Origin of the sequence: Parabacteroides sp. AF39-10AC, assembly GCF_003635405.1 — a bacterium.
GTDB classification, from domain to species: Bacteria; Bacteroidota; Bacteroidia; order Bacteroidales; family Tannerellaceae; genus Parabacteroides; species Parabacteroides distasonis.
The window spans coordinates 1-20503 of sequence record NZ_QTLP01000025.1; the positions used below are offsets into that span (position 1 = coordinate 1).

Annotated in this window: 27 protein-coding genes; 24 read left to right on the forward strand and 3 right to left on the reverse strand. The window is 34.8% G+C overall.

What is annotated here, in order from left to right:
- The first annotated feature begins 198 nt into the window (after positions 1-198).
- Together DW033_RS18745 and DW033_RS18750 are read left to right on the forward strand one after the other, a co-directional pair.
- Positions 199-1419, forward strand: a complete 1221-nt coding sequence (locus DW033_RS18745; RefSeq protein WP_008777592.1) for a site-specific integrase — start codon at positions 199-201, stop codon at positions 1417-1419.
- Positions 1420-1668: 249 nt separating this feature from the next.
- Positions 1669-2160 (forward strand): N-acetyltransferase, encoded by a 492-nt coding sequence (locus DW033_RS18750; RefSeq protein ID WP_008777591.1) that lies wholly within the window; start codon positions 1669-1671, stop codon positions 2158-2160.
- Positions 2161-2440: 280 nt separating this feature from the next.
- On the opposite strand, the gene DW033_RS18755 is transcribed toward DW033_RS18750, so the two are convergent.
- From DW033_RS18755 to DW033_RS18765, 3 genes are read right to left on the reverse strand one after another with little or no spacing between them, the layout of a single operon-like run.
- A complete protein-coding gene (locus DW033_RS18755) occupies positions 2441-2734 on the reverse strand; it encodes a helix-turn-helix domain-containing protein (RefSeq protein ID WP_008777590.1) in 294 nt (97 codons plus the stop codon).
- A gap of 53 nt (positions 2735-2787) precedes the next feature.
- Entirely contained in the window at positions 2788-3081 is a 294-nt protein-coding gene (locus DW033_RS18760) for a DUF3876 domain-containing protein (RefSeq protein WP_008777589.1), read from the reverse strand.
- Positions 3068-3382, reverse strand: a complete 315-nt coding sequence (locus DW033_RS18765) for a helix-turn-helix domain-containing protein (RefSeq protein WP_008777588.1) — start codon at positions 3380-3382, stop codon at positions 3068-3070. The genes DW033_RS18760 and DW033_RS18765 overlap by 14 nt, the downstream gene beginning before the upstream one ends.
- Positions 3383-3765: 383 nt before the next feature.
- On the opposite strand from DW033_RS18765, the gene DW033_RS18770 reads away from it, so the two are divergent.
- The 22 genes from DW033_RS18770 (at position 3766) to DW033_RS18880 (ending at position 20502) form a co-directional block, all read left to right on the forward strand.
- Positions 3766-4581 carry a helix-turn-helix domain-containing protein gene (locus DW033_RS18770; protein ID WP_122383024.1) on the forward strand — a complete coding sequence of 272 codons (816 nt, stop codon included), beginning with the start codon at positions 3766-3768 and terminating at the stop codon, positions 4579-4581.
- Positions 4582-4768: 187 nt separating this feature from the next.
- Entirely contained in the window at positions 4769-5161 is a 393-nt protein-coding gene (locus DW033_RS18775) for an SH3 domain-containing protein (RefSeq protein ID WP_008777586.1), read from the forward strand.
- A 76-nt stretch (positions 5162-5237) separates the two neighbouring features.
- A complete protein-coding gene (locus DW033_RS18780; RefSeq protein ID WP_008777585.1) occupies positions 5238-5510 on the forward strand; it encodes a TfoX/Sxy family protein in 273 nt (90 codons plus the stop codon).
- Positions 5511-5741: 231 nt separating this feature from the next.
- The gene (locus DW033_RS18785) at positions 5742-6674 is read left to right on the forward strand and encodes a hypothetical protein (protein WP_008777584.1); all 933 of its coding nucleotides are present in this window, start codon (positions 5742-5744) and stop codon (positions 6672-6674) included.
- A gap of 2 nt (positions 6675-6676) precedes the next feature.
- Positions 6677-7474: a helix-turn-helix domain-containing protein gene (locus tag DW033_RS18790; protein ID WP_008777583.1), complete on the forward strand. Its 798-nt coding sequence runs from the start codon at positions 6677-6679 to the stop codon at positions 7472-7474.
- Positions 7475-7544: 70 nt separating this feature from the next.
- A complete protein-coding gene (locus tag DW033_RS18795; RefSeq protein WP_032849902.1) occupies positions 7545-7913 on the forward strand; it encodes a DUF6463 family protein in 369 nt (122 codons plus the stop codon).
- A gap of 11 nt (positions 7914-7924) precedes the next feature.
- The gene (locus DW033_RS18800) at positions 7925-8374 is read left to right on the forward strand and encodes a GNAT family N-acetyltransferase (protein WP_008777581.1); all 450 of its coding nucleotides are present in this window, start codon (positions 7925-7927) and stop codon (positions 8372-8374) included.
- 74 nt (positions 8375-8448) lie between these two features.
- Positions 8449-8997 carry a CDP-alcohol phosphatidyltransferase family protein gene (locus DW033_RS18805; protein ID WP_008777580.1) on the forward strand — a complete coding sequence of 183 codons (549 nt, stop codon included), beginning with the start codon at positions 8449-8451 and terminating at the stop codon, positions 8995-8997.
- A gap of 40 nt (positions 8998-9037) precedes the next feature.
- Positions 9038-9742, forward strand: a complete 705-nt coding sequence (locus DW033_RS18810) for a CPBP family intramembrane glutamic endopeptidase (protein ID WP_175285341.1) — start codon at positions 9038-9040, stop codon at positions 9740-9742.
- 130 nt (positions 9743-9872) lie between these two features.
- Positions 9873-10535 carry an epoxyqueuosine reductase gene (locus DW033_RS18815; protein ID WP_008777577.1) on the forward strand — a complete coding sequence of 221 codons (663 nt, stop codon included), beginning with the start codon at positions 9873-9875 and terminating at the stop codon, positions 10533-10535.
- 27 nt (positions 10536-10562) lie between these two features.
- Positions 10563-11171, forward strand: a complete 609-nt coding sequence (locus DW033_RS18820) for a type 1 glutamine amidotransferase family protein (protein ID WP_008777576.1) — start codon at positions 10563-10565, stop codon at positions 11169-11171.
- 132 nt (positions 11172-11303) lie between these two features.
- The gene (locus DW033_RS25035) at positions 11304-11477 is read left to right on the forward strand and encodes a hypothetical protein (RefSeq protein WP_008777574.1); all 174 of its coding nucleotides are present in this window, start codon (positions 11304-11306) and stop codon (positions 11475-11477) included.
- Position 11478: 1 nt separating this feature from the next.
- Complete coding sequence (locus tag DW033_RS18830; protein WP_008777573.1) at positions 11479-12177, forward strand: dihydrofolate reductase family protein; 699 nt, start codon at positions 11479-11481, stop codon at positions 12175-12177.
- Positions 12178-12328: 151 nt separating this feature from the next.
- On the forward strand, positions 12329-13651 hold the full coding sequence (locus tag DW033_RS18835) for an MATE family efflux transporter (protein ID WP_122383025.1): 1323 nt from the start codon (positions 12329-12331) through the stop codon (positions 13649-13651).
- A gap of 63 nt (positions 13652-13714) precedes the next feature.
- A complete protein-coding gene (locus DW033_RS18840) occupies positions 13715-14533 on the forward strand; it encodes an AraC family transcriptional regulator (protein ID WP_008777571.1) in 819 nt (272 codons plus the stop codon).
- A 167-nt stretch (positions 14534-14700) separates the two neighbouring features.
- Positions 14701-14928 (forward strand): hypothetical protein, encoded by a 228-nt coding sequence (locus DW033_RS18845; protein ID WP_122383035.1) that lies wholly within the window; start codon positions 14701-14703, stop codon positions 14926-14928.
- 22 nt (positions 14929-14950) lie between these two features.
- Complete coding sequence (locus DW033_RS18850) at positions 14951-15316, forward strand: RteC domain-containing protein (RefSeq protein ID WP_225721013.1); 366 nt, start codon at positions 14951-14953, stop codon at positions 15314-15316.
- Positions 15317-15445: 129 nt separating this feature from the next.
- Positions 15446-15796, forward strand: coding sequence for a helix-turn-helix domain-containing protein (locus DW033_RS18855; RefSeq protein WP_008777568.1), 351 nt, complete (start codon positions 15446-15448; stop codon positions 15794-15796).
- A 253-nt stretch (positions 15797-16049) separates the two neighbouring features.
- Entirely contained in the window at positions 16050-16634 is a 585-nt protein-coding gene (locus DW033_RS18865; protein ID WP_008777567.1) for a BfmA/BtgA family mobilization protein, read from the forward strand.
- Positions 16635-16638: 4 nt separating this feature from the next.
- Positions 16639-17592 (forward strand): DUF5712 family protein, encoded by a 954-nt coding sequence (locus DW033_RS18870; RefSeq protein WP_122383027.1) that lies wholly within the window; start codon positions 16639-16641, stop codon positions 17590-17592.
- 191 nt (positions 17593-17783) lie between these two features.
- A complete protein-coding gene (locus DW033_RS18875) occupies positions 17784-19100 on the forward strand; it encodes a hypothetical protein (protein WP_008777398.1) in 1317 nt (438 codons plus the stop codon).
- A gap of 1 nt (position 19101) precedes the next feature.
- Entirely contained in the window at positions 19102-20502 is a 1401-nt protein-coding gene (locus DW033_RS18880) for a hypothetical protein (protein ID WP_008777397.1), read from the forward strand.
- Position 20503 lies beyond the last annotated feature (1 nt).

Consider the following 20503-nt stretch of genomic DNA (forward strand, 5'->3'; position numbering starts at 1 on the left):
TTTCAGACTTACAAAGCTGTATGCTTAATCCCCCAGGTTTATCGGGTGAGCCCATATTATCGGTGGATAAATCGTGGGACTAAAATTTAGTCGGAAAAAGTCCCACGAATTTGCACCTTTCTCACTGATTCATAGTCTTTTGCATAAACTTACTTTGTAAGAGAATACATAGTTTTGTAACTTTAAAAACGATGTAAAATGGCTCGAAAATCATTTTCTGTATTGTTCTTCATCAAGAAAGGCAAATTATTAAAGAACGGGGAAGCACCCGTGTGCATGAGAATCACCGTAAATGGCTGTATGGTAGATATTTCTATCAAAAGAAGCTGTCCTGTAAACCTATGGAATCAGGCAAAAGAAAATTCAAAAGGCAAAGACCGTATGTCGGTGGAACTGAACCACTACTTAGAAATCACACGTTCACACATACACCAAATTTATAGAGAACTGGAAACTTCCGGCAAAGTTATCACCGTTGATCTTGTGAGAAAGTTGTTTTATGGTGTGGACGAAGATAGCAAAACGCTATTGCAGGTATTCAGGGAGCATAACGAACAAAGCCGCAAGTTAATCGGCAAAGATTTCGTTAGTAAGACTGTTCAACGGTATGAAACCACTACCCGATATTTGGAAGAATTCATTAAGAAAGAATACCAGCTATCGGATATTGCTCTGAACAACTTGGAAGCCAACTTCATTTCTAAGTTCGATGCTTTTTTGAAGATTGAAAAGGGTTGTGCGCAGAACTCTGCTATCACCCGACTAAAGAACTTGAAGAAGATTATCCGCATTGCTTTGGAAAACGACTGGATAAAGAAAGATCCATTTGCTTACTACCGTTTCAAACTGGAAGAAACCGATCCTGAATTTCTGACAATGGACGAGATTAAAATCATTCTTGCCAAAGAGTTCACGATTAAGCGAGTAGAACAGGTACGGGATGTTTTCATTTTTTGCGTTTTTACAGGTTTGGCGTTTAGCGATGTGAAAGACTTATCACCTGAACACTTGGTAAAAGACAATAAAGGGGAACTTTGGATAAGGAAGAACCGCCAAAAGACAAAAATCATGTGTAACATTCCTGTGCTACCTGTGGCAGCTTCAATACTTGAAAAGTATAAAAATGTGGCAGAATGTACCGGAAAACTATTGCCTGTATTGAGCAATCAGCGCATGAACAGCTACCTGAAAGAGATTGCCGATGTATGCGGGTTACAGAAAAATCTGTGCACACATTCAGCCCGACACTCCTATGCCACTTCCGTATGCCTTGCGAATGGCGTAAGTATGGAAAATGTAGCCAAGATGTTAGGTCATGCAGATACTAGCGTGACGAAACACTACGCACGGGTACTAGATCAGAATATTCTAAAAGATATGCAGAAAGTAAATAACTGTTTATCGGAACTGGCTATATAATAAAGTTAGTAGTCAATATAGAAAAGGATTGGGAAGAATGAATTTCATTTTCTCAATCCTTTTCTTTTATCATAAATTTTCCAGAACTCAATGTGGAATATCGCTGAAGGTAAGTTATGTATTTAGCCTTCCTAATCCAAACTTTCGATTCAGATTAAAAATAGTCTTTTGATTTCACTATAATACTTTGGGCTATTAAGGTTCACACATTATCTTTGTGTCATGAAGCTGAATATAGAGAAATAATAAATGAATATTGAATTTAATAAAGTAAGTGAATTTAATAGAGGAACAATATTTGAATTGCTGGCAGATGCATATTCATTTGATTATAGATGTGCTCAACGTTGGAGTTCAGACTGGAAAGAATTTGATAATTTCTTTTTTGACAATTTGCAAATTGCAGACAAATATGGTTTTATCACAACATTAAATAATGAAGCAATAGGAATGATTTCATGGGATCCTAGGAATATTCCTGATTATATTGAAATTGGCCATAATTGTATTGTATCAAAATATAAAAATAATGGATATGGGAAAATACAACTCCAAGAAGCTTATAGAAGAATTGTTCTAAATGATGTAAATAGGATAATAGTAACAACAAATGTTGGGTTGTTTCCTGCACAACAAATGTATGAAGGAGTCGGATTTAAAGCATATAACAGAAGGCCTAATGAACAGATTTCTGATTTCCCAGGTGACTATATTGATTACGTTATTATTATAAAGGACTAAAATATCAATATGCCAAATTGAACCAGATACGTTCAAAATGAAGATAAATAAAAGTCAAGGGCAATACATTAAAATTTTTCCAGAATATAATATAAAACATTGACAAAGGTAAGTTCCGTATTTAGCCCGTTCAAGTCCGAGCCTTCGGTTTAGATGAAAATCTTCCTCTCATTTCATTCGAGCGTATTTTCATCTAAAAACTTGCACAGACTAAATACTTCACTGGTAAAGTCAATGATTCAAATTAAATTCCGAAAAAAATGTTCTCGGGGCTAGCAGGTTATTCTTTCCAACTTTCAAAGTAATGCTTTTGGAGCAGCTTATCAATATCGCTTTGACGATAGATGATTTTACCTTTTATCTGGATAAAGGGGATTAGCCCCGTATCTCGCCACTCCTGCAAGGTTCGTAGACTGACATTCAGTTTCTTGGAAACCTCATTATTAGAAAGAAAGCGTTCCCCGTTTAGGTGGGGCTTGTAGTGTTTGACAATAGATTCAATGCCGTCCAGCATCGAATCGAGCGAAGAAATAAATTCTTTGATTTGTGGGGTATCTTTATTTATTAGTTCCATGATTGAAAGATTGTTTTATTGAAATATTGATTTCAAGATCGCTAGATAGCAGGCTAGTTGCGCAGATAGTCACCCAATGATGAGATGCTAAGTACATCTTTTGCCGGGTCATAATCTACAGAGAGCCGTTTGGATGCAGTGGCGATAAAATACTGGCTACCATCTTGCTGTATCTCATAAGTAGCGGGTGAAGCCTGCTTGGTGGTTTCCGATACATATACAATAGAAAGGAGATATTCTTTACCGTTCCGATAGATGATAACCGTAGGATTCAGATTAACGCTTTCCCATGTGCCGACAATGGAAAACAGATTGAAGGATGGATAATCTTCTTTAGTTCTTCTCATAAGGCATAATTTGTTTGGGTGATTGATTTTGTATTTCACTGTCCGCAATAATTCTTTCAATATCGGAAGACTTATAATAAATCTTGCTGCCGATTTGAGAATAAGCCAGCCGTCCACTACTTCTATAATATTGCAGCGTTCGTTTACTAAATCCTAACAACAGGCATACTTCCTGACTATCCAGCCAGTTTTCTACTTTCTGGGTATGAGTGCTGCACAAACTTTCTATCCGTTTGGCAAACTCAGTGAACCGTTCGCAGACATACGAAAAGGTTCTCTTTTCAATGGTTACTACTTCCATACTTTCAATTTTAAAAGGTTTATAAAACGTGTTGATCTAACTTTCATCGGCAAATGAAAGAAGAATCAGGAGCCGTTTTCAAAACTGTCCAAGGATGGCATAATAAAACCACTACTGTCTCTACGAGATAGTTTCCCAAATAACACTTAAATCTTCATGATAAATACCATGGCACACTCCAAATTTTACTATATTGCAACAATTTATAAATGTAGTCAGCATGAAGTTCAAAGACCTGTCAATTACATTCCATACAAATAAAGTAAAGGAATGCATAGATTTCCACACCGAATATTTTAAAGCTATGTCAGCTTTTGATTCATAGTGAGAGATAGCCGATATATAAAGTTGATAAAGTAATAATCTAAGTTAGCACTCGTAATTTGAAATTGGAATACAACATAAGAAGCCTGTACACTCCAGTACAGCCAGCAGTAATAGGAACTAATGGCGAGGTCTCATATATTGAGTTGCCACCTGACGCACAACTACAAGACTTTATTTATTGTTATTGGAATCTAAAGACTATTAAGCCACTAGATGATATATACAATTATCGTGTAGTTGCTGATGGGTGTATTGATATCGTTTTTAATTGTACAAATTATGATGAAACATATATAATGGGGTACTGCAATTCTTTTGTGAAGATTGGCATTGATAAAGAATTCAATTATTTCGGGATACGGTTTCTTCCGGGTATATTTCCGTCACTATTTAATATAGATGCGTCAGAATTAAGCAACCATTACGAACGTTTAAATACCGTGCAACCTTGTATATACAATGTAATTCAACAATCGAAAGATAGATGCTTATGCCTTCAGGATTTGTGCGATGAACTCAATATCTATTTTATTAAGCACATTAATAAAATAGATAAACCTTTTGATAATAGATTTTTCTGTGTATTAGAAACTATTTTAAAAAGCAAAGGATCGATTATTATTGAGAAAGATTTGAATGATGGAATAAGTAGTCGTCATTTACAACGACTTTTTAATTTTTACATAGGAGATACAGCCAAGTTTTTTTGCCGAATTGTTCGTTTTCAAAATCTTTTAAAGATTGACCCTTCAGTTAAATTAATAAAATCCGAAAAATCATATTATGATTTTGGTTACTATGACCAAACTCATTTCATAAAAGAGTTTAAATTATTTTACGGTAAAACGCCCTCAAAGATCGCTGCTGAATAAAATGTCCGATTTTTCCTATTTTTGAAAAACTCTATGTTTTAACTTCGCGGCATGGAATTACATAGCATAAAGCAACTGTCAATACTTTATGTAATAACCAGTAAAGATGAAGTTAAATATAACCAGCGATTTAATAAATCGCTAAAAATATAAAAGTAACTATTGAAAACAACTTAATAACAAGATAATGAAATATTTAGATAAATATATTGTTGTGTGCAAATGGGTTGAAAGCTATGAAAATCCTATTATATTAAAGAAAGATGAAAAAGTTGTAGTCAATTTAGCTATAAAAGAAACTGATCTAGAATGGGTAAATTGGGTTTGGTGCATAGCGGGCAATGGAATGACAGGTTGGGTACCTATACAAATTTTGAACGTATGTGAGACCTTACCGAATGAACGGCAAATAGCCATTGCATTAGAAGACTATTCTGCTTATGAGTTACCAGTAAATCAAGACGAGATAGTAATCGGCTCAAGATGCCTAAATGGTTGGTTATGGTGTCGAAAAGAAAATTCAACCAAGAAAGGTTGGGTACCGATTAGATGTTTAAAGCGATCTATTGAATCATTGTAGAATAAGTATTGCCGAAATGATAAAATATTACCGAATTTGTAGAAAGAAGATATATATTACGTAATCCATAGTAAAAATGAAATCAAAAATAGACAACAATTTAAGAAATGCAAAGAACATAGGTGCAACTATCGAGAAATACCTTAATGAAATTGGTATATTCACTTTAGCCGATCTTGCAGAAACAACATCTGTCAAAGCTTTTATAAAGATACGTGAACAACATCCTGAAAAGACTATACCTGTGTGCTATTATCTCTATTCTTTAGAAGGAGCTCTATTAAACTTACATTGGAATGATATTCCATCAGAATTAAAAAAAGAACTAAAAGATAAAATTCAGGATTAACTATTAGAACAAATTTGATTAATGATTAGGCTATTAAAAAAATTAGCAGATTGATTCATTTTTACACTTATTAATATGACATATGAGATTACCTTTGCAAAAAACAATAAGTACATTAAAATGATACGATTACAAAATAAAAACAGGTTTTGAAAAGGAAGCCATTATTAAGTCCTCAGTTATAAAAGAGGGACAAATAGTTGATGAACATTTATATAGTATTAGGAAAAAATGAAAAAAGATATAGGCGATCACATTATTAGTAAGTTAGATTTGCAGGATATAGCTAAAGTGTTGTCCGATGAATTAAGCGGGTCGGAACTGAACACTGTTTTACTGGACATTTTTAACAAGCGTGTTCAGCAGGAAACTCCCTCGTCTTTACTAAGTAAATATGAGGGTAACAAGCTTGTTAAGCCCGCCTTATTAGAAGATGTTTTAGAATATAAAGAAAAAGAATTACGGTGCTATAAATTAATAGCAGGTAGAGGATTTGAACCCATAGAACTTTCCCCGGTCGCTCAATTTGGAACAAGTAGTGTTATAGCAACAGTAGATCAAAAAAAAGTCCTTACTTCTTTAAGAAACACAGAAGTACAGGCAGACCCGACGAATGCAATAGCATTACATTACGCATCGTTAAAGAAAAAAGGAGAATTAGATAACAAAACCTATAATTACAGCAACATTTCACGGGTAATAAGGACACAGGTATTTAATAATCCTAATTTCACTCCTCATTTTACTGTTCTCGCCCTTATTTCATGTGGTAGAGATACTGGTAGCTTTAATTTTGAGAAAGAAGAACTATTAAAACATTTAACTACATCATATGAAATATGTAAAAGTTACGGTGTGGAGAAAATATATTATGAGATTATTCCATGCAAAGGTTATGACAGTCAAAGCCCGCTTATAATGGAATCAATATCGTATGTCCGGGAAAAGAATAGTAATCTTGAGGTCTTGGTTATAGCACCAGAACATGATAATAACTATTATCATGGTTTCAGAATAAAGCAGCAAATAGTGATCGGCGGCAATACTATTGAAATTGCTGACGGTGGATTGCTTGATTGGACACAACAGCTATTAACCAACAAAAAAGAGCGAATGATGACATTCGGGCTTGGTATTCAGGTATTATATCATTTGACTAAATAAACATGGTAAAGGGTAAAGTCATATTTGAAGATGAGGAAAAAGTAGAAATTAAATATCCCTGCTTTGAATTAAAGGATGTTGTAGAGTATTATTTTGAAATATGTACTCCTAACAATTCTATAAATCCGTTTTCACTTGTGGCTTTACCAAATGCCAATACATTAGTTTCAATTTATCTATCTGATAGTAGCCAAACATTCAAAGTACATCGTGAACATGGTATAATTGATACATCGGGTGATAAGATATCTGGTAGCTTAACAGAAGCGATCACTGTAATACACGCTCCCGGAACCCATGAATTTTCAATAAAATTCAAGCCGGGAGTTTTGTACTCCTGTTTGTCTAAAGATATTTCAACTTTGGTGGATAATCATTTGTCTCTGCAAAAGTATCTAAATCAAAAAGTAATAGACGAACTAAAATTGCAAAGCTCTTTTGCCGAGCGAGTTCAGTTTGTAGAGAATTGGCTTTTAAGTAATATGAAAATCTTTAGTTCTGATTTCAAACTCAATACTGTAATAAAAGCAATTTACTATATCAATAATAACCGTAATTACAAATTGAACACAGTAAGTAAGGAAGTTGGTGTGTCAAATCCTACACTCAATAGATATTTCAAAGAAGTATTAGGTATATCACCCAAACAATGCTTTAAAGCTTTACGCTTTAAAACTGCATTGAAGAACTATCGTGCAAATGGTAGTTATGATTTATACGACGAATTGGGATATACCGACTTTTCCCATTTTGTAAAAGAAGCTAAAAATTTGGCAAACACAACTCCATCAGAACTATAAGAAAAAGAAAAAGTAATAAAGACTATAAAAGCACATTAATAAAATATTATCTATGACAATGAATGAAAATATGAAACTTTGGAAATACAGTGGGACATTTCTTGTTATAACAGGAATAATCCACACAGTATATGCACTATTACTTGGGAAAGAGGACTTTACGGACATGATAAAAGATGGATTAATAAACTCCACAGATGACAGTTACAGCCGTGCTTTCTCCCTTTGGTTTTTAGTATGTGGGATTATACTTATTCTTTGGGGGCTAACACTCCAATGCTATATCAAAAAAGAGCAGAAACCCGCACCTCTGATTTTGGGGTATTGTATTTTGGCGTTCGCTGTGGTTGGATGTATCATAGAGCCGATTTCCGGTTTTTGGCTGTTTTTGCCGCAAGCATTAGTTATAATTGCTGCAAATAGAAAAAGGAACTTATAATAGACAACATTATGAATATAATATCAGTAAGAGAACAACCTCAATACACCCAACAAATTATAGCGTATTTACAGCAATGTTGGAACAAAATGGTGCCAATTCTATATAGCAATTGTATAAGCCATTGTGTAGATGCTCTACATCCACTGCCTCAGTGGTACGTTCTGGAAAAAGAGGGCGAATTTATCGGATGTGCGGGACTTATTACCAATGACTTTATCAGCCGAATGGATTTATATCCGTGGCTCTGCGCCTTATTTATTGACGAAAATCATAGGGGTAATAACTATGCGCAAATGCTTATAGAAAAAGCCAAAGAGGATGCTCGGAAATTTGGATTCAGGAGTTTATATCTGAGCACCACTCATGTTGGATATTACGAGAAGTATGGTTTTCGATATATTGGAGATGGTTATCATCCATGGGAAGAGCAATCACGTATTTATGAAATAGAGTTGTAGAGTATGGGACAAACAACGAAGTAGCTATAGAGGTTGACTATATGAGAACCAGCTTTGATAAAAATTACATTTACATGAGATATATTCCTAATATACTAAGTTTAATTAGAATTCCACTGTCATTGAGTTTATTACTATTTGTAAGTAACTACTATGGATTTATGATACTCTATTCCTTATGTGGACTTAGCGATATACTTGATGGCTATGTAGCACGTAGAATGAACCTGCAAAGTACTAGGGGAGCAAAACTAGACTCTCTTGCAGATCTTATTATGTATACGGTAGTAATCATTATGCTTTGTTTATGGGATTTTAATGCATTAGCCGACTTTATACCATTCTTGATGCCTGTAGCCTTACTTCGTGGAGCTAATATCGGGATTATGTACCGCAAGTTCTATCAACTTGGTGCAATTCATACTATCGGGAATAAAATTGTAGGCTTATTAATATACTGTATTCCTTTTATTTATATTTTTATGGGTAGCTTCTCTTTCCTATGGTTTATATTACCATTTTTGATAATCGTTCCTTTCGAAGAGACTTGTATTATTCTCCAAATGAAGAAATTGGATTTGAATCGGAAAGGATTATTCTTTGCCGAACATTCTGTCGATTGAAAAATAAGAAACTTTGTGAATAATAAGCAATAGAATACAAATGAAACCATTGAGATTAATGCCATCGACACTGATTTTCGTATCGGCAGCCATGCTTTTGGGGGTGATGACCCACTTGTGCATTCCGTTTTTTTCGGAAGTTACCGGATTGGAGTCCATTATCTTCTGGTATATTTGCGGAGGACTTGGAGTTTTCACTCCACTTATTATTGCCGGCGTGATGATGCTTCGCAAAGAAGGGGGCAAATTCACAAAAGAGACTTTTGCGGAGCGACTACGATTCAGACCTATGACTCGTAGAGATTGGCGTTATTCACTTCTGGCGTTGGTGGTAATCGGACTCTTGACAAGTGGAATTATGATTGCGATGCAAGTCCTTTTTTCGGATTTCAACCATACTCCGTCGTTTATGACTTTGGATCCGCTTTCACCGGAAAGATATTGGCTATTGCTTGCATGGTTCCCATATTGGTTGCTCAATATCGGAGGTGAAGAGTTCTTTTGGAGAGGCGTGTTGTTACCTCGGCAAGAAAAGATTTTCGGAGACAAAACGTGGATATTACATGGCACTGGTTGGGCAATTTTTCATATAGCGTTTGGTTGGCAACTACTTGTTATGTTATTACCGCTATTGTATATAGAGCCTTATGTGGTACAAAAGACACAAAACACATGGACAGGAGTATTTCTACATGGGGCAATTAATGGTCCTAGTTTTATCGCAATAGCACTAGGGATTATTTGATATAATACAACTACTAAAAGAATGGATAATAAAGAATTATTTTGGAGAACTAGAGCATTGTTTCGAAAGTGACTGGAAAACGAAGTTATGAGAAGTAACAGAATATTAACAAATAACAACTTAGAAAGAAATGACAAATAAAGAGATCAAAAAGTTATGTCGTTCGTTTGGAGCTGATCTGGTGGGAGTTGCCTCGGTCGAGCGGTTTGTAAAGGCTCCGAAGGGATATCACCCAACCGATGTTATGCCAACGGCTAAGTCGGTCATCTCTCTTGGAATGGTTTTGCCTAAAGATATTCTCGAACAGGATATACGAACATATACGGATATACGCAATGAGGCAGTAAAAAAGATGGATCAGGTTGCTGCGGATGTAGCAGCCGAACTCAAAGGATTCAAACACAAAGCCGTGTCGATAGTTTCGCTCAGCGGTAAATTCGTAGATGGACATTTCCGCTCGCGTGTGTCCCTTAAACATGCCGCCGAACTTGCCGGACTTGGAGTTATAGCTCGCAACTACCTGCTTACCAATGATAAGTACGGGAATCTGCTTTGGTTTACAGCAGTAATAACCTCGTTGGAATTAGAACCCGATCCGTTAGCGACATACCAGGTTTGCAACAACTGCAACCTATGTGTCGATCTTTGCCCTTCGGGAGCGCTCGCTGACGAAAATAATTTTAGTCAAAAAGGATGCCGGAAAGTTTGCTATATTACCGTAAAAGGTGTATTGGAACTTCGTTGCTGGCAATGCCGAAATGTCTGCCCGTATAAGCATGGTATAAATGATTAAAATAAATTATCTAAAATACAACGAATAATGAAACAAGAGATTCTATTTGTCCTACTCAAAGACTTTGCCGATTGGGAAGGAGCGTACATTGCTCCCTACCTGAATTACGGCTGTGGACCTGATATCGAGAGTAAATACGTGGTTAAAACAGTGTCGGTGACAAAAGCTCCCGTTGTGTCATGCGGTGGGTTCACGGTATTGCCCGATTACAGCATCGATGATATTCCCGCCGATTATGCCGGAATCGTATTAATTGGAGGTATGAGTTGGTTTACCCCAGAAGCAGACCTGATAGTCCCATTAGTAAAAGATGCCGCTCTGAATAAAAAGCTGGTTGCGGGCATCTGCAATGCTTCCGTTTTTCTTGGAATGCACGGCTTTCTCAATGAAGTAAACCACACCAGTAACACATTGGAGTATATCAAAGCATTTGCCGGAATAGGTTATAAAGGTGAATGCCGCTATATCGACAACCCTGCAGTAAGAGAAGGTAACATCGTAACTGCCAACGGATTTTCTGCACTGGAATTCTGCCGTGAAATTCTCTATGCTTTGGATGCTTACTCTCCGAAAATGATAGAAAAAAGCTATCGAATGAATAAAACGGGCGTTTGGGAAGCACCCGATGCGGAATAAAAGATTAAATATCAACGACTATAAACATTGAAGAAAAAGCAGCACAGATCGTTGTAACAGCCGAGGTGATTACAGTAGCATCTATCGACGAGAATGGCTACCCTCATCCGGTGGCAATGGTGAAACTCAAAGATGAAAACGGAGGAAGCTATAAAACGCTCTCTGTGGAGTGACTGGATGCTGTCCCATTTTCCCGGGGGAATGGAAGACCCGGAACATTATGTCTTGAAATTCACTCTGGAATCGTCTACCTACTCGATTGACAACGAATATGTAAAAGATGGCAAATTCCTGAATCTATTATAAAATGAACAATATTAAAAAAATAAAAACAATTACCACCCTCTTTATGTTGATGTCTGTTGATGGTAAAATCAGTACAGGTGCCGTAGATGAATTGGATGTTGACAGGGACTTTCCTCGTATTAATGGTGTGAAGGAAGGGTTATACCAATATTACGAAATAGAGAAAACCACTGACCTTTGGTCACTTAATTCTGGTCGTGTTCAGGAAAAAGTGGGTGTGAATCAATGCCCTTTACCAACAAAACGATCAATGGTCAGTTTTGTTCTTTTAGATAATAATCATCTGACTTTGCATGGAATTGAATACTTTGTCCAGTATTCTAAAAACTTTGTTCTTGTAACATCGAATAGTGAACATCCAGCTTTCTCAATAAATGCAGATAATTTGCATATTTTGTATTATGAGAATCTGGACTTACATAAGATGATGGAAGACCTCTATCAGAAATTCGGATGCAATAAAATTACGATACAGACAGGTGGTACTTTGAATGGAATGTTTCTTCGAGAAAAATTATTTGATTACGTTGATATCATTGTAGCTCCTATTCTTGTGGGAGGGAGTGATACGCCTACTCTTATTGATGGGGAATCCATCAGAACATCTGCCGACTTGTATAAACTAGGAGTGTTACAGTTGGAAAAGGCAGAAACACTAATGAACTCTTATACACGTTTGAGTTATAAAGTCATTAAGTAAAAGCATCTTTTAATATATTATATTTCGTAATGGTGAATAATTTTCATTTTTTGTAGTCGAAATTGTTATTGGGGGAAACGTATAAATCAAAGTCGAATTTATACAATTCAATGATTTTCACGAAAGCTATCTTTGCCTTCAAAAAACAAAGATGCAAATATCCTATAAACACATTTGCAAGATTACTATTCCCGTTTTAGTCAGCCTATTAATGGAGTATCTAATAGGTTTTACTGATACTGCTTATTTAGGAAGAGTTGGAGAAACGGAATTGGCAGCTTCCGCTTTAGCAGGAACATATTATATGATAATCTATATGATAGGTTTTGGATTTAGTATAGGAGCGCAAATATTAATCGCCCGTTACAATGGAAGTAGACAATATTCTCTAACAGGTGAGGTGTTTACACAAGGAACTATCTTCTTGCTATTGGTTGCAACATTGCTATTTACATTGTCTTATCTGTATTCTCCTGTCGTATTGAGTTTTTTGATAGATTCAGAGCAAGTTTATCTGGCAACAATAAGTTATTTGAACTGGCGTATTTATGGATTCTTTTTTTCGTTCATTATCGTAATGTTCAGAGCTTTTTTTATTGGAACTGTCAATACAAAGATTCTTACCATTAACTCTATCGTGATGGTACTAACAAATATAATACTAAACTATATTCTAATATTTGGAAAATTAGGATTTCCTACTCTTGGAATAGCTGGTGCAGCGATTGCATCGTCTATCTCGGAAGCAGTAGCTGTTATTTTCTTCCTAGTATATACCAGATTACAAATTGATGATCAGAAATACTGTTTGTTTCAATCATTGAACATAAACAGGAGTATATTAAAAAAGGTTTTAAACATTTCTATTTGGGTGATGATTCAGCATGGATTAGTTTTTGGTGGCTGGTTTGTATTTTTTATCACAGTGGAGCATTTAGGAGAACGCTCATTGGCTACCACAAACATAGTTCGCAACATATCCTCTTTTTTATTTATGTTTGTTCAGGCCTTTGCTTCTGTAAACAGTTCTTTGGTAAGCAATTTAATTGGAGAGGGAAAATCTGACCAAGTGATGAAACTTTGCCGGAAATCGATTCTATTGTGCTATCTCTTTGTACTTCCAGTGGCTTTATTTATAGCTATATATCCTAATTTAATACTGAGAACTTTTACCAACAATATAGGACTAATAACCTATTCAATTCCACCTTTGTTAGTAATGCTTTCGTCCTATTTAATTGCCGTACCCACATTTGTATGGTTCTGTGCCGTATCGGGGGCAGGTAATACATTATCATCATTACGTATAGCTGTCGTCTCATTGTTTATATATATTAGTTATATAACTACAGTCGTAAGCTATATACCAAATTTAGTGTTACTTTGGGCATCTGAGCATATCTATTTTTCAGGACTGCTGATTTTATCTCTATATTTTCTACTCTATCATAACTGGAAGCATACAAAGTTATAATTCAATATTCTCTATTTTTTTATATTTTACATAAGTATATGTGGTAATGATTATCTTTGCATCATGTACAAAGAGTACCAGCCATGCAATTTACTATCCCCATATATAGACAGATATTGGGAATATGAGGGAAAAACAGAATGTGGAATAAAATTCCATATTCCGCCACATGGGTGTGCAGATATTATTTTCACGTTAGGAAATGTTGTTGATTATCTAGATCAGTCAATGCCTATGCGTTCGCACTGCTCGTACTTTGTTGGTCCTATGAATACTTATACTGAATTAGTTGCGCATACCGAAAACATACATATCTTGGGCGTTCGTTTTCGCCCTTGTGGACTTTCTCAGTTTATAGAATTGCCTCTGAATGAGCTAGTGAATAAGAAATTATGCACGAGTGATTTACCAACTATATTTGAGCATTCTTTTGCCGAAATGTTATGTGAGAAAGTTGATACAAAGCAAAGATTAGATGCTATTGAAGAGCGTCTTGTAAGACAATTAATTCATTCTAATAGAAGTTGTGACAGGCAAATAGTCTTAGCTGTTAGCCGCATTATGCAAGGTAAAGGTATTACTCCAATAAAACAACTTTCATCTGATATATGCTTGTGTCAAAGACACTTTGCACGTAAATTTAGAATATACACAGGGTATTCTCCTAAAGAATATAGTCAGATTGTGAAATTTTGGAATGCTATTGAGATACTGAGAAATTGTAATCCTTTCGATAACCTATTGTCTATTGCCGTTGAAGCAGGATATTACGATGCGTCACATTTATCCAAAGAAGTAAAGAGGCTTTCAGGAAACAGCCCTTATGCATTTTTGAGCTCTCCTACAGGGCATGAAGTGAAAGTTATTCATATAGAATACTAAAAGTCGCTTTTTTACAACATCTCCGTTATAACCGCCACTATATTTGTATCAACAGAAGTTTATAAGCATAATTAAGCTTGTGGCTAAATCGTATTATCCCTACCTCATTTGAGAAATAAGGCGTTAGCTAAATACAATCAGATTTATTCACTTAAATATTTATGCCGATGAACGATTTATTACAAACGAGGATATTCGGACTTTTAAACGAAACCTCACAGGAAATTTCTAACGAAGAAATGCAAAATGCTTATGGCGAATTTATCCACCAAGTTAGAACTATGAGTAATGAAAATGATTACTCAACTATTTACCGGATTCTTGTAGCTACCCGTATTGAGATAGCTTCACTGGAAACAGCACCTCTCTACGGGCAGGGGGGAAAATGCGCTTAAAAAACTGTTCTTACAAAAAACATTGGCTATAATCAATGCAGAATTAGAACTGTTCAATCTGAAAATCCAGTACCCAAGCCCATTCCTTATTCCCAAAAACAGCTTTCCACCCTCACCACTCTATTTAACAGACGAAACCTATCTTATTGAAATCATGGAACTAGTTAGTGGAATGTTTCTATCTAAAAGAGTAGTTACCCATACTGGGGTAGTGTCACCACTCACAGAAATCGGAAGAGCATTTGAGTACCTCTTTAATATCAAACTGGGGGATATTCATAAGAAGCATGAAAGTGTTATTAAGCGCAAACCAGCCAAAGTAACCGAGTTCCTGGATATGCTACGAAAAGTTATTCAAGAAGAAAGTAAGAATAAAGGGTATTTGTAAATCAGTTATATAGCAACTATTTATGGGGGTGTACCAATGGTACACCCCTAACTTATTTGCATCCATTTGCCGAACTTTGCTTCATCAATCGATTGAAAATATTAATGTTCAACTAAAAAATGAAGAAAAATGTATATAGACAACGAAAACTTTGATAAGTGGATGGAGAAACTATCGAAGAAACTTAACGAGATAGGGCAAAATCTACAATCCCTAATCAATACCGACACTGTATTAGATCCCAACGACAAATTGTTGGATAATCAAGACTTAGCGTTTCTATTGAAAGTATCTTTCCGAACACTCCAACGATATAGGGCAAGTGGTAAACTTCCCTACTTTATGATTAGCCATAAGACTTACTATCGAGCATCCGACATTCGGATATTTGTTCAAGAAAATGCTGATTGTAAGTCCTACGAACGGTTCAAAAAGGAAAATCAGCTTGATAAGCAAACCGATGCAAAACAAGGCGGATAATATTACCACCTAACGAAGTATCTCCACACCCAATTTAGCAGAAACCACCTCGCCTTATGGCTCGGCTCGTTTCGCTAAATTGAGCAAGAGGGAACTGGACAAGTCCTGTTCTTCCCTCTTGCCCTGCGGGGCAAAGCCTTCGGCTTTAGCGTGTTACAAGAACACGCTGTAATGACACCTGTAATAAGCATTTTCTTTGCAACGCTTATTATCAAGTATTTATATATTCATATTTCTATAAAAAGTAATTATCATGCCCAATAGCAGTCGAAAAACGATATTCACTACCATTTCCATAGACAAGGAAACGGCAGCTTTAGTAGAGAAGATATGCAAACGCTATTCACTGAAAAAGAGCGAAGTTGCAAAGTTGGCGTTCGGGTATATCGATAGAGCACATATCAACCCATCCGAAGCACCTGAATCCGTAAAATCGGAACTGGCGAAAATAAATAAGAGGCAGGATGATATTATACGTTTCATTCGTCATTACGAGGAAGAACAACTAAATCCCATGATACGGGCTACAAATTCTATTGCTTTACGTTTCGATGCTATCGGTAAAACTCTGGAAACTCTGATACTCTCTCAACTGGAAACCAGTCAGGAGAGACAAACAGCCGTACTAAAAAAGTTAAGTGAGCAGTTCTGTAATCATGCCGATGTTATAAACAATCAATCCAAACAGATTAATGCACTCTACCAGATACACCAACGAGATTATAAAAAGTTAATTCAACTGATACAACTCTATTCAGAACTATCTGCTTGCGGTGTGATGGATAGTAAAAGGAAAGAGAATCTGAAAACAAAAATCAGTAATTTGATAAATACGTAGAATTATGCACATAGACTTTGCCCCGCCATCAAACGGAACATACAATAATACTGGAAGTTGCAGGCAGTTAGTTAATTACATGGAACATGAAGATTTAGAACGGATAGGAAAGGGCATCTATACCGAAGGCTTTTTCAATCTGACAGAGGATAACATCTATAAATCAACCGTCATAAAAGATATAGATAGTAATATCGGGCAACTTCTAAAAACGGATGCTAAGTTTTATGCTATCCATGTCAGCCCATCGAAAAAGGAACTTCAAGCGATGGGTAACACAGAACAGGAACAAGCCGAAGCAATGAAGCGATATATCCGTGAAGTGTTTATTCCTGAATATGCCAAGAACTTCAACAAAGAACTTTTTGCATCGGATATAAAGTTCTATGGCAAAATTCATTTTGATCGCAGTCGTTCAGAATATGAACTGAATATGCACTGTCATTTGATTGTGAGCCGTAAAGACCAATCCAATAAGAAAAAACTATCTCCACTTACTAACCATAAGAATACCAAGAAAGGAACGGTAACAGGCGGCTTTGATCGTATAAACCTATTCCAACAGGCAGAACAGGGATTTGATAAACTATTCAACTACAATCGCCAGCAAACTGAATCATTTGATTATCACAATACGATGAAAAACAATTCTATCTCAGAACAACTCAAACTACAGGAACAAAAAAATCAAGATAGCGAAAAAGGAATGATAATCAATCAAGATAGCAACCAAGAAAATATGTTTTCTTTCAATCTTGCAAACAAGGAAGTGGATAAACAGGCTTTCAATACTGACAAGCAAACAGGTAAAAAACAAAACTACAATATTTTTAAAAACCATTCAACAAAATCTCTTGTTGGATTCATTGCATCAGAAGTAACTCTCGATTCAAATCCGAACATTGAAGAACAACAGCAAGAAAAAATCAAAAGGAAAAGAAAGTTTCCAAAGCTATAGTTATCTTAATCTAAGTCTTCTCGCTATGCAAATTCATACCTGCTCCCTTGTTTAAAAAATATTAAATACGGCATATCAACAGTATCTTGATGTTTTTTTCATGCTGATAAGTTGCACATACTCTCTAAAAGAACTAATTTTACGCTACATTGATTAATGTACTATCAATTAGATATGTAAAAGTATATACGATGGAAGATATTTTTAAGAAAGAAATGATAACCCCAAACCCAAATTTTGTCAAGAAATTCTATTTTCTAGACTATTTTTATATATTACTAAAGAGTGTGAAAATGCACTCTGATGAAAATGAAATACTAGAGGAATTTAAAATTCTCAAAAAGAAATATCTATTAGGAGAATCAAAATATAAAAGACTTACAGCAGATGATGAGAAATTAACAAAGAAACAGCTAGCCAAATTTGCTTATACATTTCAACAAGTAATTAGTGAATCTATTGATTACAATCTTATTACTAGAAAAAATGCAAATAGCAAAATAATAGATAGCGAAAAAAAGAGCATTTTTTTAACTCCTTCTGGGGAAAGTGCTTTACAGGAATATGAAAAAGGAAAATTAAGTTTCAATCTTTTTATGCTAAAGAAAATGGAAGAGAAACACTTTTCTTTTTATCAATTATTGAAACTTTGTTATGAAGATAATACTTTAAAAAATGGTTTGTTAATATTCCCTATTTATTCAGGATTGAAGCTTGATTTTGATAAATCAACATTTACAACCAACCAACACGTTTTTGATTATTCGAAAGCTCTAATGAAGCGTCTAGAAGAGGATATCAGGAAATATACTAAAAAACAAATAGTATCTTTGCAAGAAGAAGAAGGTAAACTTATCAGCAAATTGAAATTTGATAAATTAATAGGTGAAAATCCATGTGAAAGCTTTAATACAGAGAAATATAATTCAGTACTAAGCCATTTTAGAAAATATTGGTTGAATTATTTTTTAAAAAATATATACAACTACAATTACAGTTTTGACGTCTTCAATATATGGGTAGAAAGAGCCAAACAGGCAGGCGTTTTATATAGTACTGAGTTTTTTCCCGACTTCAGTGGTCGTATTGTTTATCCAACTTCGATTATTACTAAAAATGTAAAAAATGGCGATTTTATGAAAGTTTTCGAATATTCGGATTCAGAATCTTTATACGTACATAAGCCTCTATGGGACGATAACAATCAAACTGAGTTCGTAAAAACTCTGCTTGATGAATATTACATTTTGCAAAAAACTAGAAAAACTCACTTTATCAATTTGCTGGATTTAAAAGAACGAGTTTGTTTCAAATTAAGAATTCCAAGTTTTGTTTTTGATGATTCTTTAGAGCATACTTATTTGTTAAATTTGCAGGGAAAATTGAAAATCCAAATATCATTGGAAGCCGACAGACTTCCGTATGAAACCAACGCAATGTACCTCAAAAGAGAGCCTGTGTTGATTAATGGAAAATTAAAAAATATAATTGCAATAAACTATAATTAATATGGGAAGTATATTTAAAAAAGCAACAGGAATAGTCACTGATAATGGAAATGTTTATGAATGTTATAATCTGAAAGAGAATCCATTTCCGCTGAATCCATTTCTTAATCAAGAAAGTACGGATAAACGATATAATGGAGACATTTACGAAGCCTCTGTCAGGGATATTGAAGAAATGCAAGTGGAAGAAAGTTTTCTCAAAGTTCCTCAAAGTAACCCAAGTCATATTAGAGTTGGCTATATTTTGGATACTTCCTATGTTGGCAGAGGTAACGGTAAATCATCATTCGCCATTAATTTGATAAAAAGAATAAATAATTCATATTGCTTAGACATTACAAATGAGGCAAACAAATGCTTTGGACTATATTTAACACCTGATACAAGTGGAAGAACTAGATCATTTTCCAATTTATTAGACATTTGGGCTGAAGCTATTTTTAATGCAAAAGTAATAGACTATGCATTAGCATCATTACGAGTAGACGCAATAGTAAATATTATGCCAGATAAATTGGATGAGAGCGAATTAGAGAATGAATCTGCACTAATTGAATCTCTCAATAATTTAGAATGGTATAACAAGAAAAATATTTACTATGACGATATTCATGCTTATCTCGTCAAAAACAATGATTTCTACAATAAAATTTCATCTAGTAATCCATTGAGAAAAAGATATTCAAACACATACTCCAAAGTTAATTTTAAGATTATCACCTCTGTTAATATTCAAGCATATTATCAAGAATTAAAAAAGGATAGTGAAAAAATTGACTTCATATTTAATGATATGGTATATCTCTTTCTTGCTTCTGGATTTAACGGAGCATATATTATTGTTGATGATTTTGAAAGAATTCCAGATTTTCAAAGTGATAGGCAGAAAAGAGATTTTGCCTTAGAAATTAGGAGAAATTTTTTTGATGGAACTTCTGCTAATGCTAGAATCGGTTTTTATAATCTATTATTAATGCTTCATGCTGGTGTGCCTCGGTTGATTGAAAAGGCATGGAGTGAATCCGGTATGGAACAAAGAAGTTCCATTTCGCCTTCATCGGCTGTACCTCATATTATCTATTTTAACAAATTAGATAAAAACAGGGCAATTCTTTTAATTAAGAAATACCTTACAGAATACAGGATTAATAAAGAAGATAGCATTCAACCATTCACAGAAAGTGCGATTGCAAAGATTGGAGAGGAAAAAGAATATAATGCAGCTCAAATGTTAGGACTTGCCTATATGCTATTAGAAAATGCTGCAAAAAATAATATTAAAACTATTGATGTAGCAGAAGTTACTCACATGCTAAAAAAGAGTGAAATAGAGGTAAAAACAGCTGAAAATATTATAGATGAGAATTCATCAGACTTATTAAATAAAGCAAATCAGGAATAGA

Excerpts from the sequence above, each read along its gene's own strand:
- DW033_RS18785 (WP_008777584.1), top strand. The coding sequence starts at position 5,742 with ATGAAAAAAGATATAGGCGATCACATTATTAGTAAGTTAGATTTGCAG.
- DW033_RS18855 (WP_008777568.1), top strand. The coding sequence starts at position 15,446 with ATGTATATAGACAACGAAAACTTTGATAAGTGGATGGAGAAACTATCG.
- DW033_RS18870 (WP_122383027.1), top strand. The coding sequence starts at position 16,639 with ATGCACATAGACTTTGCCCCGCCATCAAACGGAACATACAATAATACT.
- DW033_RS18750 (WP_008777591.1), top strand. The coding sequence starts at position 1,669 with ATGAATATTGAATTTAATAAAGTAAGTGAATTTAATAGAGGAACAATA.
- DW033_RS18765 (WP_008777588.1), bottom strand. The coding sequence starts at position 3,382 with ATGGAAGTAGTAACCATTGAAAAGAGAACCTTTTCGTATGTCTGCGAA.
- DW033_RS18815 (WP_008777577.1), top strand. The coding sequence starts at position 9,873 with ATGACAAATAAAGAGATCAAAAAGTTATGTCGTTCGTTTGGAGCTGAT.
- DW033_RS18880 (WP_008777397.1), top strand. The coding sequence starts at position 19,102 with ATGGGAAGTATATTTAAAAAAGCAACAGGAATAGTCACTGATAATGGA.
- DW033_RS18865 (WP_008777567.1), top strand. The coding sequence starts at position 16,050 with ATGCCCAATAGCAGTCGAAAAACGATATTCACTACCATTTCCATAGAC.
- DW033_RS18755 (WP_008777590.1), bottom strand. The coding sequence starts at position 2,734 with ATGGAACTAATAAATAAAGATACCCCACAAATCAAAGAATTTATTTCT.
- DW033_RS25035 (WP_008777574.1), top strand. The coding sequence starts at position 11,304 with ATGAAAACGGAGGAAGCTATAAAACGCTCTCTGTGGAGTGACTGGATG.
- DW033_RS18835 (WP_122383025.1), top strand. The coding sequence starts at position 12,329 with ATGCAAATATCCTATAAACACATTTGCAAGATTACTATTCCCGTTTTA.
- DW033_RS18845 (WP_122383035.1), top strand. The coding sequence starts at position 14,701 with ATGAACGATTTATTACAAACGAGGATATTCGGACTTTTAAACGAAACC.
- DW033_RS18795 (WP_032849902.1), top strand. The coding sequence starts at position 7,545 with ATGAAACTTTGGAAATACAGTGGGACATTTCTTGTTATAACAGGAATA.
- DW033_RS18820 (WP_008777576.1), top strand. The coding sequence starts at position 10,563 with ATGAAACAAGAGATTCTATTTGTCCTACTCAAAGACTTTGCCGATTGG.
- DW033_RS18745 (WP_008777592.1), top strand. The coding sequence starts at position 199 with ATGGCTCGAAAATCATTTTCTGTATTGTTCTTCATCAAGAAAGGCAAA.
- DW033_RS18780 (WP_008777585.1), top strand. The coding sequence starts at position 5,238 with ATGAAATCAAAAATAGACAACAATTTAAGAAATGCAAAGAACATAGGT.
- DW033_RS18775 (WP_008777586.1), top strand. The coding sequence starts at position 4,769 with ATGAAATATTTAGATAAATATATTGTTGTGTGCAAATGGGTTGAAAGC.
- DW033_RS18760 (WP_008777589.1), bottom strand. The coding sequence starts at position 3,081 with ATGAGAAGAACTAAAGAAGATTATCCATCCTTCAATCTGTTTTCCATT.
- DW033_RS18840 (WP_008777571.1), top strand. The coding sequence starts at position 13,715 with ATGTACAAAGAGTACCAGCCATGCAATTTACTATCCCCATATATAGAC.
- DW033_RS18805 (WP_008777580.1), top strand. The coding sequence starts at position 8,449 with ATGAGATATATTCCTAATATACTAAGTTTAATTAGAATTCCACTGTCA.
- DW033_RS18800 (WP_008777581.1), top strand. The coding sequence starts at position 7,925 with ATGAATATAATATCAGTAAGAGAACAACCTCAATACACCCAACAAATT.
- DW033_RS18790 (WP_008777583.1), top strand. The coding sequence starts at position 6,677 with ATGGTAAAGGGTAAAGTCATATTTGAAGATGAGGAAAAAGTAGAAATT.
- DW033_RS18810 (WP_175285341.1), top strand. The coding sequence starts at position 9,038 with ATGAAACCATTGAGATTAATGCCATCGACACTGATTTTCGTATCGGCA.
- DW033_RS18875 (WP_008777398.1), top strand. The coding sequence starts at position 17,784 with ATGGAAGATATTTTTAAGAAAGAAATGATAACCCCAAACCCAAATTTT.
- DW033_RS18830 (WP_008777573.1), top strand. The coding sequence starts at position 11,479 with ATGAACAATATTAAAAAAATAAAAACAATTACCACCCTCTTTATGTTG.